Origin of the sequence: Seonamhaeicola algicola (assembly GCF_007997385.1) — a bacterium.
Classification (GTDB): domain Bacteria; phylum Bacteroidota; class Bacteroidia; order Flavobacteriales; family Flavobacteriaceae; genus Seonamhaeicola; species Seonamhaeicola algicola.
In genome coordinates this window covers 50,472-70,042 of the sequence record NZ_VOSC01000033.1, presented here as the reverse complement: position 1 = coordinate 70,042, position 19,571 = coordinate 50,472, and the positions used below count along the sequence as shown (strand labels likewise).

Annotated in this window: 14 protein-coding genes; 13 read left to right on the top strand and 1 reads right to left on the bottom strand. The window is 34.3% G+C overall.

Annotation, left to right across the window (positions count from 1 at the left end; genetic code table 11):
* The first annotated feature begins 117 nt into the window (after positions 1-117).
* The 10 genes from FUA26_RS14060 (at position 118) to FUA26_RS14015 (ending at position 15,629) form a co-directional block, all read left to right on the top strand.
* Positions 118-696: an RNA polymerase sigma-70 factor gene (locus FUA26_RS14060; RefSeq protein WP_147137479.1), complete on the top strand. Its 579-nt coding sequence runs from the start codon at positions 118-120 to the stop codon at positions 694-696.
* Positions 697-771: 75 nt separating this feature from the next.
* Positions 772-1,743 (top strand): FecR family protein, encoded by a 972-nt coding sequence (locus FUA26_RS14055; RefSeq protein WP_147137476.1) that lies wholly within the window; start codon positions 772-774, stop codon positions 1,741-1,743.
* A gap of 105 nt (positions 1,744-1,848) precedes the next feature.
* A complete protein-coding gene (locus FUA26_RS14050; protein WP_147137473.1) occupies positions 1,849-5,436 on the top strand; it encodes a SusC/RagA family TonB-linked outer membrane protein in 3,588 nt (1,195 codons plus the stop codon).
* Positions 5,437-5,446: 10 nt separating this feature from the next.
* A complete protein-coding gene (locus tag FUA26_RS14045) occupies positions 5,447-7,015 on the top strand; it encodes a SusD/RagB family nutrient-binding outer membrane lipoprotein (protein WP_147137470.1) in 1,569 nt (522 codons plus the stop codon).
* A gap of 18 nt (positions 7,016-7,033) precedes the next feature.
* On the top strand, positions 7,034-8,257 hold the full coding sequence (locus FUA26_RS14040; protein WP_147137467.1) for a BACON domain-containing protein: 1,224 nt from the start codon (positions 7,034-7,036) through the stop codon (positions 8,255-8,257).
* 11 nt (positions 8,258-8,268) lie between these two features.
* On the top strand, positions 8,269-9,555 hold the full coding sequence (locus FUA26_RS14035; RefSeq protein WP_147137465.1) for a hypothetical protein: 1,287 nt from the start codon (positions 8,269-8,271) through the stop codon (positions 9,553-9,555).
* 45 nt (positions 9,556-9,600) lie between these two features.
* Positions 9,601-11,586 (top strand): calcineurin-like phosphoesterase C-terminal domain-containing protein, encoded by a 1,986-nt coding sequence (locus FUA26_RS14030; RefSeq protein ID WP_147137463.1) that lies wholly within the window; start codon positions 9,601-9,603, stop codon positions 11,584-11,586.
* Positions 11,587-11,596: 10 nt separating this feature from the next.
* Entirely contained in the window at positions 11,597-13,189 is a 1,593-nt protein-coding gene (locus FUA26_RS14025; protein ID WP_147137461.1) for a calcineurin-like phosphoesterase C-terminal domain-containing protein, read from the top strand.
* Positions 13,190-13,202: 13 nt separating this feature from the next.
* Positions 13,203-14,120 carry a glycerophosphodiester phosphodiesterase family protein gene (locus FUA26_RS14020; protein WP_147137459.1) on the top strand — a complete coding sequence of 306 codons (918 nt, stop codon included), beginning with the start codon at positions 13,203-13,205 and terminating at the stop codon, positions 14,118-14,120.
* A gap of 177 nt (positions 14,121-14,297) precedes the next feature.
* A complete protein-coding gene (locus tag FUA26_RS14015) occupies positions 14,298-15,629 on the top strand; it encodes a sugar MFS transporter (RefSeq protein WP_147137457.1) in 1,332 nt (443 codons plus the stop codon).
* On the opposite strand, the gene FUA26_RS14010 is transcribed toward FUA26_RS14015, so the two are convergent.
* Positions 15,626-16,660, bottom strand: coding sequence for a LacI family DNA-binding transcriptional regulator (locus FUA26_RS14010; protein ID WP_246109146.1), 1,035 nt, complete (start codon positions 16,658-16,660; stop codon positions 15,626-15,628). The two genes, FUA26_RS14015 and FUA26_RS14010, sit on opposite strands and share 4 nt — an antisense overlap.
* A 152-nt stretch (positions 16,661-16,812) precedes the next feature.
* Here FUA26_RS14010 and FUA26_RS14005 point away from each other — a divergent pair, with 152 nt between their 5' ends.
* From FUA26_RS14005 to FUA26_RS13995, 3 genes are all read left to right on the top strand, one after another.
* A complete protein-coding gene (locus tag FUA26_RS14005) occupies positions 16,813-17,859 on the top strand; it encodes a sugar kinase (protein ID WP_147137454.1) in 1,047 nt (348 codons plus the stop codon).
* An 82-nt stretch (positions 17,860-17,941) separates the two neighbouring features.
* Positions 17,942-18,610: a bifunctional 4-hydroxy-2-oxoglutarate aldolase/2-dehydro-3-deoxy-phosphogluconate aldolase gene (locus FUA26_RS14000; RefSeq protein ID WP_147137451.1), complete on the top strand. Its 669-nt coding sequence runs from the start codon at positions 17,942-17,944 to the stop codon at positions 18,608-18,610.
* A gap of 113 nt (positions 18,611-18,723) precedes the next feature.
* On the top strand, positions 18,724-19,452 hold the full coding sequence (locus FUA26_RS13995) for an FKBP-type peptidyl-prolyl cis-trans isomerase (RefSeq protein ID WP_147137448.1): 729 nt from the start codon (positions 18,724-18,726) through the stop codon (positions 19,450-19,452).
* The last annotated feature ends 119 nt before the right edge of the window (positions 19,453-19,571 follow it).

Sequence of the window (19,571 nt, the reverse complement as noted above, 5' to 3'; positions counted from 1 at the left end):
ATAAATCAAATCTTCTACTAAGCAAAACATAATATTAACTTAATTTTTTAGTAACCTACTCTCTTTTTTCAAAGCAATAATTTAGCAACTCAATTTTTAAGCTATTCTCTCTGCGTAATGAATAAAGATGAAATACTTTTTGAATGTGTTAAAAAAGATAACCAACAAGCTTTAGAGCAGTTGTTTCAAAAGTATTATTTCAACTTATGTTTATACGCAAAAAATTATGTTGGAAGTTCAGATTTAGCAGAAGAGGTAGTTGCCGATGTTTTTTTTAAAATTTGGCAAAACCGTAAAACACTATGCATTACCACATCATTAAAATCTTATTTGTACGTTGCTACTAAAAATCTGGCTATTAATGTAGTACATAAAACAAAAGTAGATGTTTTAAAGCAACAGATTACGGATGTAAACAGTAATTATTCACATTTAAATACCGATGAAACGTTACGCTATAATGAGGTTAAAATTCAAATAGACCAAATTATAGAAGCTTTACCACCACAACGAAAAATTATATTTAAACTTAATAGAATTGATGGTTTAAAGTATAAAGAAATTGCCGATAAGTTAGGTATTTCTGTAAGTACGGTACAAAAACAAATGCTTGAAGCTATTAAGTATGTTTCACAATTTGAATCGCAATTCATCACATTTATAATTTTTTTCTGTTTTAGTTTTATTCACGTTTAGATAACTATTTGTTAACAACCCTCAATGGTAGATTAAGTGTTCAAATTTGGTCTTAGTAGTAAAAGATCAAAAGATATGAACGATGCCGTTTTTTACGAGCTAGCACTAAAAGAAATAGCAAATGAAGCTTCTGTAAAAGATTTAGAATTGCTAGGGCAATACTTGGAAAACCCCGAGTATAAATACAAATATGATGAGCTGGTTGAAACCTTATCGCATGATGCATCTTCTAGTGTTTACAAAGAGTTTGACCTTAAGCGCGGACTAGAAAAGCTACGTTATAAAATACACCAAGAAGAAAAACGTAAACTTTTCATAAGTAAAAAAGCTATGGCTATTGCAGCTTCATTGGTGCTATTTTTAAGTGTTGGCTTGTTGTTAAATAATGTAAGCGGATCAAAAACTTCGGTTAATTATGTGTTAGCAACTAGTTTACAAGGGCAAAGAACAAAAGTTGTATTGCCCGATAGTTCTACGGTTTATTTAAATGCTGGTACAACGTTACGCTACCCAGAAAAGTTTACAAATAACAGTAGAACTGTATTTTTAAAAGGAGAAGCCTTTTTTAAAGTAAAACGAAATGAGCACAAGCCTTTTGTTGTAAACTCTGGTAATTTTAAAACTACGGTATTAGGTACTTCGTTTAACGTAAATAATACCTCTCAAGCTAATTTTAGTGTTGCTGTAAAAACTGGTAAAGTTAAGGTTGAAAATAGCAGTACAAAAAACCAATTTATCTTAATAAAAAACACCCAAGTTGCTTTTAATAAAGAGTTAAATGTTTTAGAGAAATCTAACGTTAATGCCAATTATATATGCAGCTGGCATGAAAATATACTTCGTTTTGATGCAATTACTGTAAAAGAAGCCTTTAGTAAAATTGAAGCATGGTATAATGTTAAAATTCAATGTGAATCTGAAGCTTTACTAAGTAAAAAAATCAAAGCAGTTTATAATAATGAACCTATAGATAAAGTACTTAAAAATTTAGAGTTTATGTTAGGTATTCAATATAACTTAGAAAACAACACCATAATAATTAAATAACTATAAGAGTAAACAAAAAACCAAAAAAAACTGGAGTTGCGTCACCAACTCCAGCCTATTAGATCTTTTAAAATCTTATTTACTAATAAAAGTAATTACTAAATTATGAAATTAAATTTATACCAAAAAAGAAAATTATTTCCCACACGGTTTTTGGTGCTATTTATTTTAACAATTACGTGTTTTGGTTTAACCACACAACGTATTATAGCTCAAACCAACTTAGAAACAACAACCACATTAAAAGTAAAAAATATTACGCTCAATCAAATATTTAATCAATTAGAGCAAAATACACCTTATCAGTTTAATTATTCTGATGCTATTTTGAATAACAAAAATAGTTTCACCTATAATTTTACAAATCAAAAATTACAAACAATTTTAGATAAAATATGTAAAGATGCTCAAATAAGCTACTTAGTTAACGGAACCAATATTACTTTAAGTGGTATTACAAAAGCAAAGGTTTATGGTAAGGTTACAGATGAGCAAGGTATGCCTTTGGCGGGTGTAAACGTAATTTTAAAAGGTACTAATACTGGAGTTTTAACTGATTTTGATGGTAATTATACATTAAACGTACCAGAAAAAAGTACACTGGTATTTTCATTTATGGGCATGCTTACGGTTGAAAAAATAATTTTAAATGGCGGCCTTTTTAACATCACTATGCAGGAAGATATAGTAGCTATTGATGAAGTTGTGGTAACAGCATTGAATATTACCCGCGAAGAAAAATCATTAGGATATTCTGTAGCTAAAATTGAAAGTGAAGAAATAACTAAAACAGTTTCTGGTAACTGGTTAAATAGTTTAAATGGTAAGGTAGCTGGTTTAACATTTACAACGGCTAATTCTGGCCCAAGTAGCTCTATACGTGTGTCTTTAAGAGGCGATCAATCTTTAAATTATGGTAACAACGAGGCGCTATTTGTTATTGATGGTGTGCCTGTAAACTCAGGAACAACAGCTACCCGAAGTGTTAGTAATTATGCCCAAGCCGATGCTCCGGTAGATTATGGTGATGGTATGAGTGATATAAATCCAGAAGATATTGAATCTGTATCGGTTTTAAAAGGACCAGCAGCTGCGGCCCTATATGGCTCGCGTGCGGCTAATGGCGCTATTATGATTACTACAAAATCTGGCCGAAAAAACAAAGGGTTAGGTATTACAGTAAACTCATCTGTAACTTTTGAGCAAGCAGGGTTTTTTCCAGATTTTCAAACACAGTTTGGTAATGGATCTGATATGGGCGCTAGAGAATATTCACTTTGGGAACTTACCTCTGAAATGGCTCCAGATGGTATAGAGCAGCCAAGGCATTATTCGCGCTATACGTTCGGAGAGGCTTTTAATGCTAACGAGTTACGGTATTTATACGCATCAAAAAACTGGGATGATAATACGTATACAAAATTACCATGGGTATATCAAGATGATTGGTACACAGGCTTGTTTCAAACCGGTGTAACCAGAAGTAATACCGTTAGTATTAATGGTAACAATGGTAAAGGTACATCAACCCGCTTTTCAGTAACCGATTTTAATAATGAATGGATTTTACCAAATACAGGTTTTAAGCGTAATACAGTTTCACTGGCTATTAACACACCTGTTTCAGATCATATTAAGTTAACTGCAAAGGTAAATTACAATAAAAAAACAAGTGATAACATGCCGGTAAGTGGTTATGATGAAACTAACCCAATGTATGCACTTGTTTGGGGTTTTAACGTAAACAGTATTAAAGATTGGAAAGACGAATATTTTAATGGCAGATATAATTACGCTAACTGGAATGCTGGTGGCGAAAACGGCATGGGACTTGTGTTTCCATCAGCAAATTCATTTAATCCATACCGTACGCTTTACGAAGCCTTAAACACACAAGATAAGAATCGCGTGTTTGGAAGCATTGGGTTAACATTTAATATTTTAGAAGGCTTAACACTAGATTTACGTTCGGGATTAGATTGGTCTGATGAGTTTAGAACCCAAAGAAAACCACACTACACAGCAGGATACCAAAACGGATTTTATAGAGAGCAAACCGTTAGAGTATTAGAAAACAACAATGATTTTATGCTGCGTTACAATAACACTTTTAGTAACGGGCGTTTTGGTTTTTCTGCCATGGTTGGTGGTAATAACCGTATTAATGAGTATTATAACAACAAAATTACCTTAAGTGAGTTAGGTGAAGAAGATATTTATCACACAACAAACGTACCAACAGGCGTAAATCCAGATCCATATAGCTACAGAAGTGAGAAAGTGGTTAACAGTTTATACGGGTTAGTGTCATTAAGTTGGGACGATGCCTATTTTTTAGATATTACAGGACGTAATGATTGGTCTAGTACGTTGGCAAGAGATAATTGGTCGTATTTTTATCCATCGGTTTCAGCCAGTGCATTATTAGATAAAACCTTCAACTTAAAAAAACATGCACCTTGGGTAGATATGTTAAAAGCACGCGTATCTTGGGCAAATGTGGGTAATGATACATCGCCCTATACTTTAGATCAGGTGTATAGTACAACCTCATTTCCGGGTGGCTATGTATTGCCAGGAAATATTCCAAATCCATTAATTCAACCAGAAAACGTTGAGAGTTGGGAAGCAGGAATTGAAGCTAAACTATTTAAAAATAGAGTGTCTTTTGATGTTACAGCATATCATTCTTCAACCACAAATCAAATCGTTTCGGTAGATGTAGATCAAATTACTGGTGCTACTGGAATGACCATTAATGCAGGAGAAATTTCAAATAAAGGTATTGAGGTTTCTGCAAATTTTGTACCTGTTAGAACTAACAATTTTAAGTGGGATTTTGATGTTACGTGGTCTAAAAACATAAATAAACTAGAGCGTTTGCAGGATGGTTGGGATGCTTCAGTGCCATTACAAACTGATATGGGAACAACTATTGGAAGTAGAACGTATGTGTACTCTTATGTTGGCGAAGAAATGCATGTTTTATACGGGCGTGGTTTTCAAAGAGCTCCAGAAGGTGCAACTTATGTAGATGAAAATGGTGAAACTCAAGATGCATCGGGTATGCATATTGTGAATTCTGAAGGGTATCCGGTGTTAGATAATGCTCCCGAAACTAGAATTGGTAGTGTTAATCCAGATTGGCGTGCTGGTATGGTACAGCGTTTTAAGTACAAAAACTTAATGTTATCTGCCACATTTGCGGGGCAATTAGGCGGTAATGCATTTTCGGTAACAAACTTTGCTTTATCATATCAAGGTAAACTTAATAATTCAATTGAGGGGCGTTATGATGGTATTGTGCATCCTGGTGTTAATGCTATTGAAAATACCGACGGTTCTATTACGTACACAAAAAATAATACAGTTACAAACAGCATTCAAACTTATTACAATACATACGTTTGGAACCGTAATAATACCGAAATGAACACCTTTGATACGTCTTATTTAAAACTAAGAGAACTACGTTTAGATTATCAATTACCTGCAAAATTGCTAAGTAAAATAGGGGTTTTTAAAGATATAAGTTTTGGTGCATACGCCACAAATGTGTTTATGATTACAGATTTTCCGCAGTATGACCCTGATACAGGTATGCTAAATGGCTCTAATATATATAAAGGTATTGAATCAATGACGTTTCCAATGACAAGAACTTACGGACTTAACGTTAAACTTTCATTCTAAAAAATAAGTTATGAATTATTTAAAAAAAATAATAACCCTTGGTTTAATTGGTGTTATACTGTCTTGTACATCAGATTTTGAAGAAACAAATACCAACCCAAACCGCACAAATGTTGGCGATATTAAAGCTAGCGGCATGTTTGAACCATTATTGTACAACGGTATTAATGCTTGGCAATACTACACGTGGTTTTGGAATAACGAATTAATACAGTTTACAGCCTTTACCGGTGGAACAACAAGACAAGAACACCGCTATTTTATAGGCGACCAAAACTGGCAAAATGTTTGGAATACCTATGCCCGCTATACCAACAATGCGCTGCATATGTACGATTTAAGTGTGGCCGAAAACGACAAATCTTTACAAGCAATAGCCTTAACATTAAAGGTGTTGTATATGTCTAATTTAACCGATATGTATGGTGATGTGCCTTACTCTGAGGCATTTAAAGTGCGTGAAGGTGGAACTGCCGAACCCAAGTTTGATGCTCAAAAAGAGGTTTATCTTCAAATGTTTAATGATTTAGAAACCGCTAATAGTTTATATGCCGAAAATCCTGTGTTTATTAAACCTGCTTTAGATGGTATGTATGGTGGTAGCATGGAGCAATGGAAAAAATTTAACAATGCCTTATACCTGCGTTTATTATGTCGTGTAAGTGGCAGAGCAGAAATGAATACCGCAACTTTAATAACTAAGATAATTAATAACCCAAGTGAATATCCAATATTCGAATCGAATGCAGACAACGCTACGGTTCAGTTTTCTGGAGCAGACCCATATCGTAGTGAGTTTGCTAACACTAACGAAAATGGTTTTACAAGTTCTGGAAGAAAATTAACAGAACAGCTTATTAAAATGACGGTTATAGCCGACGATTTTGGAAATCAAACTTACGAAGATCCACGATTGGCCATTTATGGTAAAAAAAATCCGAATTATTTAGTAAATGGCGAAAATGTTTGGAAAGGTACTGTTGCAGGTTGTACAGAAGCAGAGCAAAGCGAAGTTGATGCTGGAACATCGTGGTTAAACACAGCTGTATTTTGTAGAGCTGAAATGCCGGCAAGCTATATGGATTTTGCTGAAGTACAGTTTATTTTGGCCGAAGCGGCTTTAAAAGGCACTATTCCTGGTGGTGAGGCTCAAGCTAAGCAATATTATGAAAGTGCCGTTACAGCTTCTATTGAAAAATGGGCAGAATTAGGTGTGTTTAGTGAAGTGCCTGTTGAAATTTCAGAAGAACAAATAAACACATTTTTAACTTCAGAGTTAGCCTCATGGGATGCGGCAACAAATAAAGAAGCACTTATTGCAAACCAAAAATATTTAGCATTGTTCTGGATAGGTATGGAAGCTTACCATGAATACCGTCGTACAGGATATCCAGAGTTAACTATTGGTCGTGGGGCTGTGTTTAACGATTACATTTTACCAACACGTTTTGCATATCCAAATACAACAATGGCAACTAATAATGCTAACGCGCAAGAGGCTTTAACGCGTATGAATGGTGAAAATGATATGAAAACACCAGTTTGGTGGAGTAAACAAGCTATAGAAAGCGATAACTAAAACATAATACTAAAACAGATGAAAACAATTTATAAAATACATGTAAGTAATGTGTCAAAATTATGGGCATTATTGTTGTTAATGGTTGGCTTAGTTGCTTGTAGTGAAGACGAAACAGCTACCGAAGCACCTTATTTTTCAATAGAAGAAAATCCAACAGGCCTAACGGTTGATATTAATGGGGTAACCCAAAGCTATGTGGTACGTTCTAACCAACCTTGGGAGATTATAGCGCAAAGCGAAGGTAATTGGGTAAAAGCGTTTCCAAATAAAGGAGATGATGATGGTATCTTCAAATTTATTATTGAAGAAAATAACACGTTTGATGCCAGAGTTATGAATTTTGCTTTTGTAGTTAATGGTAAAGAACAACCTGCCTTATTTCGTGTTGAGCAAGCGGCTAATGTGCCATTTATAAATGTGCAAAATGCTAATGAAGGTATAGGCGTGCCATCTGCAGGCGGTAATTTTCAAATAAACTTAAATGCTAATGTAGATTGGGCGTATCAAATTACTAACGGTAATTGGATTTCAGAATTAGAAGTTTCTGAAACATTTATAAAACTTTCTGCAGAAAAAAATAAAGGTACAGAGCGCGTAGCTACCCTTACAATACAATCAGCTAATCATCCTTCATTAACAAAAAATATAACCATAACTCAATCTGATGGAAGTATTGTTTTAGAAGAACATTTCGATTGGTTAACCTACGGAAGTACTATTTTCTATACAACATCGGGTGAAAAACGTATGGATTCATGGACGGACGAAGAGCTTGATAGAGGCTGGACAAGTACACCAAATACAAATTCAAGCAATCAGCAAGTGGTGTACGCCAGAACAGGTTTTGTAAAACTTGGAAAAACAGGTTATGGTGGCGATTTAATTTCACCTAAATTTTCAATTCTTGATGAAGAAACAAACGTAAAAGTAACCTTTAAAGCGGTGCCTTACCAAACTAAAAAAGGTACGCAAGATGATAATCTTTTAAAAGTAGGAGTTGTTGGTCCTGGTACGGCCAGTGCAGAAGCTTTTACCATTAGCAATTGGCCAGATTATGATGCAGACCCAGAATGTACTGCAATTTGGGAAGATGCCGCATCAACTTATACCTTCACAATTACCGGAGCAACAAACCAAACACAATTAAGGTTGCTTGGTGGCGATTTTTCGCTTGTAGGTGTGGGTAAAGGTAAAAACCGCATTTTCTTAGATGATATTAAAGTAGAAATTATACCATAAATAGAGTTGATATGTTAATAAAGAATAATTTTTATTCATTAATATGTGTTGCTTCAAATGTTAGAATCTATTCTTTTTTGTTTTTGGCTTGTGTTTTTTTATCGAGCTGCACTAGCGATTCTGCAATTGAATACGATAACATTATTTTAGAGCAAAAACCTATTGGTTATTCTGCTGTTGCTACAGGTATTAGTGTTAACTATAGTGATGTAAGTAGTTATGTGAATAGTGGTTTTACGTTTCTTAATCCCACACAAGTAAATAAAAATAGAGAAGCCTTAGGTGGAAGTTCGTATACAGAAGTTTACGGGTTTAATGTGCCTGAAGCTAATAGAGCAAGAGGTATAAGATGGAACAGTGGTGATGAAACTACTAATGAATGGAGACCACAAGGAATAACAGGTTTTAAAAAAAATGGAGTTAGATACCTTTTAATTACTTGGTACGGGCGTGAAGGCTCAGATCATAAAGGTTCTCGCATTACCTTACTTGATATTAGTCCGAGTTCGAGCACTTATCTTAAATACAGGCATATACTATTGGTGCATTCTTCGGTTCCATCTTCTGTTAGTGAATACACACAATACAATACTTATGCACCTTTAAATATTCATGCCGGTGGTATAGCTTATTATAATGATAAAGTATATATCGCAAGCACAAATTTAGGTATGAGAGTATTCGATTTAAACAAGATAATAGAAGTGTCAACTGGAGCAGGGGCAAGCACAAAATGTGGTAAGGATACTAACGGAAATTTATATGCCTTTAATTACAGATATATTTTACCTCAAATAGAATATTATGATATTAATGGTGGGGCAAATCCATTTTCAACAATTCAAGTAAATGACGAAGGTAATGCTCTCTGGACGGCTCAATATTCTTCAGGGAGCTCGAGCTCTAGTGTTGTTCCTAAAGTTTATGGTTTCCCAATAGATTCTGGAGGAACAGTTCTTAATTCTGGAATTGAAGAAATAATTCCTAAAAACTCACTGTTTGACGATGATCATGCACATGGAATGCAAGGTATTTTTAGAAAAGGAAACAGAACTTGGTTGTCCTGCTCGGGGTCTCCATCAGAGTCTTATGGTTCAAAAGCAAGACTAGCAAGATATACAGATGGAGCTTCAAATACTGTGCGTTATCGCTGGCCATATGGCTCGGAATCTTTGTATTATGAAGCAGAGTACGATTATTTGTGGAGTTTAACAGAATGGGAGCCTAATGCTGGTGCAGATAATGGTAGTGAAGTAAATCGCTGCATTTTTGCGGTTCATTTTTCCGAATATGAGTAGGTTTTTTAACCGATGAAAAAATAATCTAAAGATTTTAATTAAATAATGAACAATCAATCAAGAAGAAAATTTATAAAGCTAAGCGGTTTAACAACAATTGCAAGTGTAAGCGGTTTAGGATTTACTTTATTTAATTGTACGAGTGATGATGAGGTGTTAATAGATGAGAATAACGAGTTAAATATTTCTGGTGTATCAATACCATCGTCGTTAAATGTAAGTAGAGAAGGAGAAACCACATTAACAGGAAAAGGATTTAAAGTTGGAGATACAATAGAGTTTGTATCTTCAACTGCTTCGCTAACTTTTTTAGGAACGGTAGTTGAAGTTACAGAAAACACATTCACGTTTACCATTCCTGCTAATTTTGAATCTGGAAATTATACACTCAGTGTTGCACGTAATACCAATAGCTTGCTTTTAGGTAAAGTTTTGTGTAATGTAATTGCTAATACCAACATTCCCGATGTTGCAGGTAAAAACATAAAAGGTGTGGTTTATAGTAATGGCGAAGGTATAGCAAATGTTACGGTATCCGATGGTTATGAGGTTACAGTTACCGATGCTCAAGGGCGTTATTATTTAGAGTCGCAAAAACAAACCGGATTTGTTTTTATTTCTGTTCCTGGAAATTACGAGGTTACAAATGTTGGTAGTGCACCTCAATTTTTTAAACGTGTAAGCAATAGTGTTGAAACAATAGAACAGAAAGATTTTTCGCTTATTCAAGTAGATAATAACAATCATGTTGTGTTGCCTTTAGCCGATTGGCATTTGGCTAATAGAAATAACGATTTGGAGCAGTTTAATACTAAGGTATTGCCCGATATTAATAGCACCATAGAAAAATATACAGCCAACGGCACAAAAGTGTATGCTTTAACTTTAGGCGATTTAACTTGGGATGCATATTGGTACGATAACAATTTTGGACTAAATGAGTATGTGCCGTATATGAATAAGGTAAACGCACCTGTGTTCAATCTTATTGGTAATCACGATAACGATCCTTATTACGCTAACGATTGGGAAGCCGAAAATAAATACCGCGATATTATTGGGCCTACATACTATTCGTTTAACTTAGGGAAGGTGCACTACGTGGTTTTAGATAGCGTAGAATATGTTAATTCTGGAGGTTCGCAAGGCACTGTTGGTAGTCGTAACTACAACGAGAAACTAACCAGCGATCAAATAGAATGGTTAAAGAAAGATTTAGCAACCATAACCGATAAAAGTACACCAATTGTTTTGGCAATGCATACACCATTGTATAAAAATCCAACGGTTGATGCAGGCGGAAATCAAATAAATGCTACCGATTTATCTAACGCCAATACACTTGTAAGTGCACTGGCCGATTTTTCTACAGTACACGTTTTATCTGGGCATGCGCATGTTAATTTTTCTGTAGAAGAAGAGCAAAATATCATGGAGCATAACACAGCAGCTTTGTGCGCTACTTGGTGGTGGACCGGCAAAAGCGGATATGCTAACAACCATATTTGTAAAGACGGTAGCCCTGGCGGATATGGCATTTGGCAGATAAATAATACCGATATACAATGGCGTTTTAAAGGGATTGGTTACAATGAAGATTATCAGTTTAGAACCTACGATGTTAATAGCATTCACATTACAGCAGCTAATTATGCGCCCAATGCGAGTGAAGCGGATTTAGAAAGTTATGCCGATGCATACGCAAGCCCAAGTGCCAATAACGAGGTGTTAATTAATGTTTGGGGTTACGATTCCCAATGGAAAATTGAGGTTTCAGAAAACAATCAATCCTTACCCGTAACACGTGTAAATGCTAAAGATCCGTTACATATTATTTCGTACGAAGCATTGCGTTTAAATGCTGGAGCAACACCAACAAGTGCTTTTGTAACTAATAAAACAGCCCATTTTTTTAAAGTTACTGCAGCCGCAGCAAATTCAACTTTAATAATAAAAGTAACAGACAGATTTGGTAATGTTTACACCGAAAATATGGTAAGACCCAAAGCACTCACTTTAAATATGGTTTAAAATATAAAACATGAAAATTTCAAAAATAAAACTATTAATAACTACTGTAATTTTTGGTGTTACAGTAATGCAAACAATAGCTCAAAATAAAGTTACGGGTTATGTGTTTCATGATACCAATAGCAACGGAAAAAAAGAAACCAACGAAAAAGGTATTGAAAACGTTGCAGTAACCAACGGTAAGGAAGTAGTGCTTACAAATGCAAAAGGTGTTTACCAGTTGCCTTTAACTAACGATGCTATAATTTCGGTTATTAAACCAAGCAATTACAAAGTGGCTGTAAATGCTAATAACTTGCCGCAGTTTTTTTACATTCATAAACCCAAAGGGTCGCCTAAATTAAAATTTAAAGGTGTTGAGGCTACCGGGAAATTACCACGTAACGTAAATTTTCCTTTAATAGCTTCTGAAGAAAATGAGGTGTTTACGGCACTAATTTTTGGAGACCCACAGCCTTATACACAACAAGAAGTAGATTATTTTGCAAAGGGTATTGTTGAAGAAGTAGCAAATATTAAAAATATACCTTTTGGTTTAAGTTTGGGCGATTTAGTTGGTAATGATTTAAGTTTGTTTAATCCGTATATAAAAGCCACCAAAAAAGCAGGTATTCCTTGGTATAATGTATTAGGAAATCATGATCTTAATTTTGATGTTGAAACCGATGCCCTTTCCGATGAAACTTACGAGGCTCATTTTGGGCCTGCAAATTATGCATTTAACTATGGTAAAGTTCATTTTATTATTATTGATAATGTATTGTACCCAGACCCACGAAACCAATCAAAATATTGGGGAGGCTTTAGAGAAGATCAATTTCAATTTTTAGAAAACGATTTAAAGTATGTACCAAAAGATCATTTAATTGTTTTGGCCATGCATATTCCGTTAAGCGAACCAGATGATAATGATACTTTTAATGACGAGCATCGCCAAAGGTTATTCAATGTATTAAAACCATTTTCAAATACCTTGTCATTATCGGCACACACGCATATTCAGCGTCAAGATTTTTTTACTAACACCCAAGGTTGGCCACAAGAAAAACCACACCATCATTATAATGTAGGAACTACCAGCGGCGATTGGTATTCGGGTAAATTAGACGCCAATAAAGTGCCTACTTCAACCATGCGCGATGGCACACCTAAAGGTTATGCATTTATAAACTTTAATGGCAATAGCTACAGTGTAGACTATAAAGTGGCGGGTAAGCCTAAAACACATCAAATGGAAATATTTGCCCCTAAAGTTGTGGCAAAGGATAAGAAAACTAAAGCAGCAATTTATGTGAATTTTTTCATGGGAAGCCCAAGCGATGAGGTGTTGTATAAAATTGATAATGGTGAATGGAAGGCTATGAAATACACCACAGAGCCAGACCCGTCGTATGTGTCTCAAATTGTTAGTTGGGATGAATCTGAAACCTTAATACCAGGTAAACGTTCATCAAATGCTATTGATTGTACGCATCTCTGGAAAGGTAAAATTTCAACAAAATTAAGTGTAGGTACACATACTATTGAAGTTAAGGCTACAGATATGTTTGGTAAAACGCATTACGGTAGTAAAACGTATCGTGTAGAGCAATCTAACTTCTAAAAACATATTATAAATGAAGATTTTAAATTATATAGTAGTTTTTCTAGTCGTTTTTGCTTGCAAAGAGCAACAAGAAAACGTTTCAAAAATGAAAATAGATCAGGGTAAAAAAGTAGAAGTTCAAGGACACAGAGGAGAGCGCGGGCATAGTCCCGAAAACACAATAATTGGTTTTAAAAATGCCATTTTAAAAGGTGTTGATGTTATTGAATTAGATGTTGTTATCTCAAAAGATAAAAAAGTGGTAGTATCTCACGAGCCTTACATGTCATCGCTTTACGTTTTAACGCCACAAGGCGATAGTATTTCAAAAGCTGAAGAGAAGCAGTACAATTTATACCAAATGCCCTACGATAGTATTAAAACATTCGAAGTGGGTTTAAAAGGAAATATTAAGTTTCCAGAGCAAAAGCGCATTAAAGCATATAAGCCATTATTGAGTGAGGTTATTGATAGTATTGAAGCGTTTGTTAGCGCCCATAAACTAACACCTGTAGGATATAATATTGAAATTAAATCGGTGCCATCTCAATATGAAGTTTACCAGCCACAACCTGGTGTTATGGTAGATTTAGTTATGCAGGTTTTAAATACTAAAACCATAGCAGGTAAATGGAATATACAGTCTTTTGATCCTGCAATTTTAAACGAAATGCACGAAAAATATCCAGATGTAACGCTCGCTTATTTAGTAAGTAAAGGCGATTTTAAAGAGAATTTAAAGTTGTTAAATTTTACGCCTCATATTTACAGCCCTAATTATAAATTAATTAAAACAAAAACTGTAGTAGATACTATTAAAGCCAAAAACATGAAACTAATTCCTTGGACGGTAAATGATTCTATTGCAATTAGTGAGCAAATACATTTTGGTGTAGATGGTATTATTACAGACTATCCAGAGCGCGTACTCATATACAATAACTTATAATTGATAGCTAGAAGCTAATTTTTTTAGTTAGTTTTTTTATTCAAGAGCCCAGTTTTATAACTGGGCTTGCTTTTTGGTGTTTTAAATGAGGGTGTTAGTTATCAGTTTTAAATAAATTTTAGTTTTATCAAACTAAAACAGTATTTTTAGCACTACCACAAATATCTGTTTTAAAATATGAGTAACGTACATACTTCTGCAAATACTAAAACCAATTACACACTGCCAATTATTATTATAGCAAGTTTGTTTTTTATTTTCGGATTTGTAACCTGGATTAACGGTGCACTTATACCTTTTATGAAAACTATAAATGAACTTACTGAAGCACAATCGTATTTGGTAGCTTCAGCTTCATATATTTCGTTTGTTGTTATGGCGCTTCCAGCATCTTTTATCATAACAAAATTAGAATATAAAAAAAGTATGTCTTTAGGTTTAATGGTAATGGGAATAGGAGCTTTGGTGTTTATTCCTGCAGCTAATGCCAGAACATATTGGTTGTTTTTAACCGGTATTTTTATTCAAGGTGCCGGTATGACGTTGCTGCAAACAGCTTCAAATCCTTATATAACTATTTTAGGGCCTATTGAAAGTGGTGCTAAACGAATTGCTATAATGGGAATTGCAAACAAAATTGCAGGTGCGTTAGGGTCGGTAATATTTGGCGCTATTCTATTATCGGGTATTGATGGTGTAAAAGAAAAACTAGCCATTGCTGATGTTTCAGAAAAAGAAATACTGTTAAATACCATGACCGATAGTGTTGTAACGCCTTACATTATAATGGCTATTGTGTTGTTTTTGTTAGGCGCATTAATTTTAAAAGCACCGTTACCGAATGTTGAAAACACATCGGCAGAAGTAGATAACAATGAGAAAACTACCAAAACAAGTATATTTCAGTTTCCTAACTTATGGTTTGGGGTGTTAGCTTTATTTGTATATGTTGGTGTTGAAGTAATTGCTGGCGATACCATAATTTCATATGGAATTGCATTAAATATTCCAGCTGATGAAGCTAAGTACTTTACATTATTTACATTAATGGCCATGGTAGCAACTTATGTTTTGGGCGTAATTTTAATTCCTAAATATGTAAGCCAATCATTAGCGCTAAGAGCAAGTGCTATTTTGGGGGTAATTTTATCACTTTGTATTGTATTTACAACAGGGTTCACATCGGTACTTTTAGTAGCGGCTTTGGGTATAGCAAATGCTTTGGTTTGGCCTGCGGTATGGCCCTTAGCTTTAAATGGTTTAGGTAAATTTACAAAAACTGCATCAGCATTATTAATTATGGCAATTTCAGGTGGTGCTATTATTCCACCATTGTATGGTGCTATTGTTGATGGTAGAAAAGACACTTTGTTAACAGAAGGAATAAATGAAACTACAGCAGCTGTAGAAGCTGCCAATAATGGTTATTGGATTTTACTACCATGTTATTTTATAATTTTATTTTATGCCTTTTGGGGTTATAAAATTGGTGTGGCAAAAAAAAGTTAATGGCTTTTTTTAATATCAGAAGAAGCTCTAATTACCAATTCAGCATCTAAAATTTGCTTATTCAAAGTTTGAGTAATAACATCCTTTTTAGCGTGCTCTAAAAATGTTAAAGCAGCCCGCTTGCCAATGTCTTCACTATGTTGATTAATACTTGAAATACTTGGCGTAACCATTGCGGTAAAAGGTTCATTGCCAAAACCAACAAGCGCAATATCTTTTGGTATATTTATATGTTGTTCGTTTAAAACTTGAAGTGCTCCAAGGGCAGCATAATCACCTGCTACATAAACCGCATCGGGCCGGTTTTTTAAATTAAGAAGTTGTTGCATTTTAGCCCTACCATCTTTAATAGATAAGTTGCTTTCAATGAGTAATTCATTTTCTAAAGGTAAATTATGCTTTTTTATGGCATCAATGTAACCTTTAATACGGTTGTTGTAAATTCGGGTGTGTTTAAAACCGCCAATATGGGCAATACGCTTACAGCCTTGATTTACTAAATGTTCAACAATCATATGGCTGCTATCATAATCATTAATACCAATATAATCTACATTCAAATCGTTTTCACCACGGTCAAATAAAATTAAAGGTATGCCTTTAGATTTTACTTTTTCATAATAATCTAAATCTACCGTTTCATTAGCCATAGAAGCAATAATACCATCTACTTGTGTAAATAAAAGCGTGTCAATATTGTCACATTCTTTTTTATATGATTCGTTAGATTGGGTAATAATAACATTATAACCTTCTTTATTTAAAACCTCTTCAATATTTTGAATAACAGACGAGAAAAAGTTACTATTAGTTCTTGGTACAATTAAGCCCACCAAATTGCTTTTACCTTTACGTAAAGCACTAGCCAAATGGTTAGGTTGGTAATTTAAGTTTTTAGCAACTTGCCTAACTGCTTTTTTGGTTTTATCGCTTATTCGGGAATCATTGTGCAACGCCTTTGATACCGCTGCTGGCGAGATGTTTAGCACATTAGCAATATCTTTTATAGTTGCTTTTTTTTTGTTTCCCAATTTTTTATATATTTGCTTAATCGTTTAAGCAAATATATTGCTTTAGTGCAAATAATCAAAACAACTTAATCTATTTAATACGTTTTGATTTATTTTTAAAACACTGCTTAAACGTTTAAGCAAAAAACTAATTTATTAAATAAGAATTTACAATGAGTAAAGTAGTCACGTTTGGAGAAATCATGTTAAGATTAGCTCCTCAAGGATTTTTAAGATTTTCACAAGCAAATAATTTTGATGTTATTTACGGAGGAGGAGAATCTAACGTTGCAGTTTCATTAGCAAACTATGGTGTTGATGTTGATTTTGTTACACGTTTACCAAAAAATGATATTGGTGAGTGTGCCATGATGGAAATGCGTAAAAGAGGCGTTGGTGTAGATAAAATTGTTTGGGGGGGAGACCGTTTAGGTATTTACTTTTTAGAAACTGGTGCCGTATCTCGTGGTAGTAAAGTAGTATATGATAGAGCACACTCTGCAATGGCTGAAATTGAATCTGGAATGATAGATTGGGATGCTGTTTTTGAGGGTGTTGAGTGGTTCCACTGGACAGGTATTACACCTGCAATTTCTCAAGGTTCTGCTGATGTTTGTTTAGAAGCTGTTAAAGCTGCTAGCGCTAAAGGTATTACTATTTCAACAGATTTAAATTACCGTGCTAAACTTTGGAAATATTGTGATGCTGCTCACAGAGAAGCTATCATGACTGAGTTAACTTCATACTGTGATATTGTTTTAGGTAATGAAGAAGATGCTGAAATGCACTTTGGTATTAAGCCAGAAGGTATCAGTGTTCAAACTGAAGGGCACAATGTAAAAGCTGAAGCATTTTTATCAGTTTGTCAACAAATGATGGAAAAATTCCCAAGAGCCAAAAAAGTTATCACAACATTAAGAGGTTCTATTTCTGCATCGCACAATACTTGGGCAGGTGTATTATATGATGGTAAAACATTATTTGAAACACGCCAATACCAAATTACAGATATTGTTGATAGAGTAGGTGGTGGAGATTCATTTATGGGTGGTTTAATCTACGGATTATTAAAATACCCAGAAGATGATCAAAACGCATTAGATTTTGCAGTAGCAGCTTCTTGTTTAAAACACACAATTAAAGGTGATGCTAACTTAGTAACAGTATCTGAAGTAGAAAAATTAATGGGTGGTGACGCTTCAGGGCGTGTTGCTAGATAATTATAAAATGTTTAAACGTTTAATTATTGATTTGTGTAAACAATTCAACAGTTAAATAAATAAACAAATAAACATTAAAAAAATGGCACAATTTACAAGATTAGAAGTTGCTCAGGCAATGAAAGAAACAGGGATGATTCCTTTGTTTTTTAACAACGATATAGAATTAAGTAAAAACGTATTAAAAGCATGTTATGATGGTGGTGCTCGTTTAATGGAGTTTACCGCTCGTGGTGATTTTGCGCACGAAGTTTTTGGTGAATTAACTAAATATGCAGTAGCTGAATTACCGGGTATGATTATGGGTGTTGGTTCAGTAACCGATGCAGGACAAGCATCTCTTTACATGTCTTTAGGTGCAAACTTTGTAGTTACACCAGTTTTAAGAGAAGATATTGCTATTGCTTGTAACCGTAAAAAAGTACTTTGGTCTCCAGGTTGCGGTACATTAACCGAAATTACTAGAGCTGAAGAATTAGGTTGCGAAATAGTAAAATTATTCCCAGGTGATATTTACGGTCCGCAGTTTGTAAAAGGTATAAAAGGGCCACAACCATGGACAAGTATTATGCCAACAGGAGGTGTATCACCAACTGAAGAAAACTTAAAAGGATGGTTTGATGCTGGCGTAACATGCGTTGGTATGGGGTCAAAATTAATTTCAAAAGAAATTATAGCTAACAAGGATTATGCAAAACTAGAGCAAGATGTAAAAAATGCTTTAGCTATAGTAAAAGCTGTTAGAAAATAAATAACCAAATTTTATACAAAAGAGCGCCTCAATTTATTGAGGCGCTTTTCTTTTTATTCTGAACATAAATTCGTTAATTCGCATCAATTAAAACAATAAACAAATTATATACAATGAAAATAGGAAAAATTTTTAGCGTTTTTGCCGTAGCTTTATTAGTGGTGTCTTGTAACCAAAATGGCGCTCAAAACAAACCATTAAATACAGCTGCAGATTCTTTAAGTTATGCCATTGGTATGGATGTAGCAAGAAATGTATCAGCTACATTTGATGAGGAGTTTGATCATGATTTATTTTACCAAGGTTACAAAAACGTTGTTGATTCTGCCGATGTTAAAATTGATAAAAACCTAGTACAAGGTATTATTCAAACTTACATGCAGAAAAAACAACAAGAAATGGCTGAAAAGCAACAAGCTGAAGCTGCTAAAAAAGCTGAAGAGCAATTTGGAGAATTAAAGGCTGCCGGCGAAAAATTAATGGCTGAAAACATTTCTAAAGAAGGTGTGCAAACTACAGAAAGTGGTTTACAATACATTGTTTTAGAAGAAGGTAATGGTGAAAAACCAACAGCTTCAGATAGAGTTAAAGTACACTACCACGGTACATTATTTGACGGTACTGTGTTTGATAGCTCTGTTGATAGAGGTGAGCCAACTACATTTGGTGTTGGGCAAGTAATTAAAGGATGGACAGAAGGTTTACAATTAATGTCTGTAGGGTCAAAATACAAATTCTTTATACCACAAGAATTAGCTTACGGTCATCAGCAACGTGGGCAACACATTAAGCCTTTTACACCTTTAGTATTTGAGGTTGAATTATTAGAAATAGTTAAGTAATAACACATTACTTTTAACAATATAAAAAAGCAGGAAGCATCGTCTTCCTGCTTTTTGTTTTAAATAAATTGCATAAAACAGCCGTAAGGTTGTAACTTTGCGTAACATTTAAAAAGAAT

Bases quoted from the DNA above. Each gene is read 5' to 3' on its own strand.
- FUA26_RS14030 (WP_147137463.1), top strand. From the start codon at position 9,601: ATGAACAATCAATCAAGAAGAAAATTTATAAAGCTAAGCGGTTTAACA.
- FUA26_RS14020 (WP_147137459.1), top strand. From the start codon at position 13,203: ATGAAGATTTTAAATTATATAGTAGTTTTTCTAGTCGTTTTTGCTTGC.
- FUA26_RS14060 (WP_147137479.1), top strand. From the start codon at position 118: ATGAATAAAGATGAAATACTTTTTGAATGTGTTAAAAAAGATAACCAA.
- FUA26_RS14035 (WP_147137465.1), top strand. From the start codon at position 8,269: ATGTTAATAAAGAATAATTTTTATTCATTAATATGTGTTGCTTCAAAT.
- FUA26_RS14025 (WP_147137461.1), top strand. From the start codon at position 11,597: ATGAAAATTTCAAAAATAAAACTATTAATAACTACTGTAATTTTTGGT.
- FUA26_RS14045 (WP_147137470.1), top strand. From the start codon at position 5,447: ATGAATTATTTAAAAAAAATAATAACCCTTGGTTTAATTGGTGTTATA.
- FUA26_RS14000 (WP_147137451.1), top strand. From the start codon at position 17,942: ATGGCACAATTTACAAGATTAGAAGTTGCTCAGGCAATGAAAGAAACA.
- FUA26_RS14040 (WP_147137467.1), top strand. From the start codon at position 7,034: ATGAAAACAATTTATAAAATACATGTAAGTAATGTGTCAAAATTATGG.
- FUA26_RS14055 (WP_147137476.1), top strand. From the start codon at position 772: ATGAACGATGCCGTTTTTTACGAGCTAGCACTAAAAGAAATAGCAAAT.
- FUA26_RS14015 (WP_147137457.1), top strand. From the start codon at position 14,298: ATGAGTAACGTACATACTTCTGCAAATACTAAAACCAATTACACACTG.
- FUA26_RS14050 (WP_147137473.1), top strand. From the start codon at position 1,849: ATGAAATTAAATTTATACCAAAAAAGAAAATTATTTCCCACACGGTTT.
- FUA26_RS14005 (WP_147137454.1), top strand. From the start codon at position 16,813: ATGAGTAAAGTAGTCACGTTTGGAGAAATCATGTTAAGATTAGCTCCT.
- FUA26_RS13995 (WP_147137448.1), top strand. From the start codon at position 18,724: ATGAAAATAGGAAAAATTTTTAGCGTTTTTGCCGTAGCTTTATTAGTG.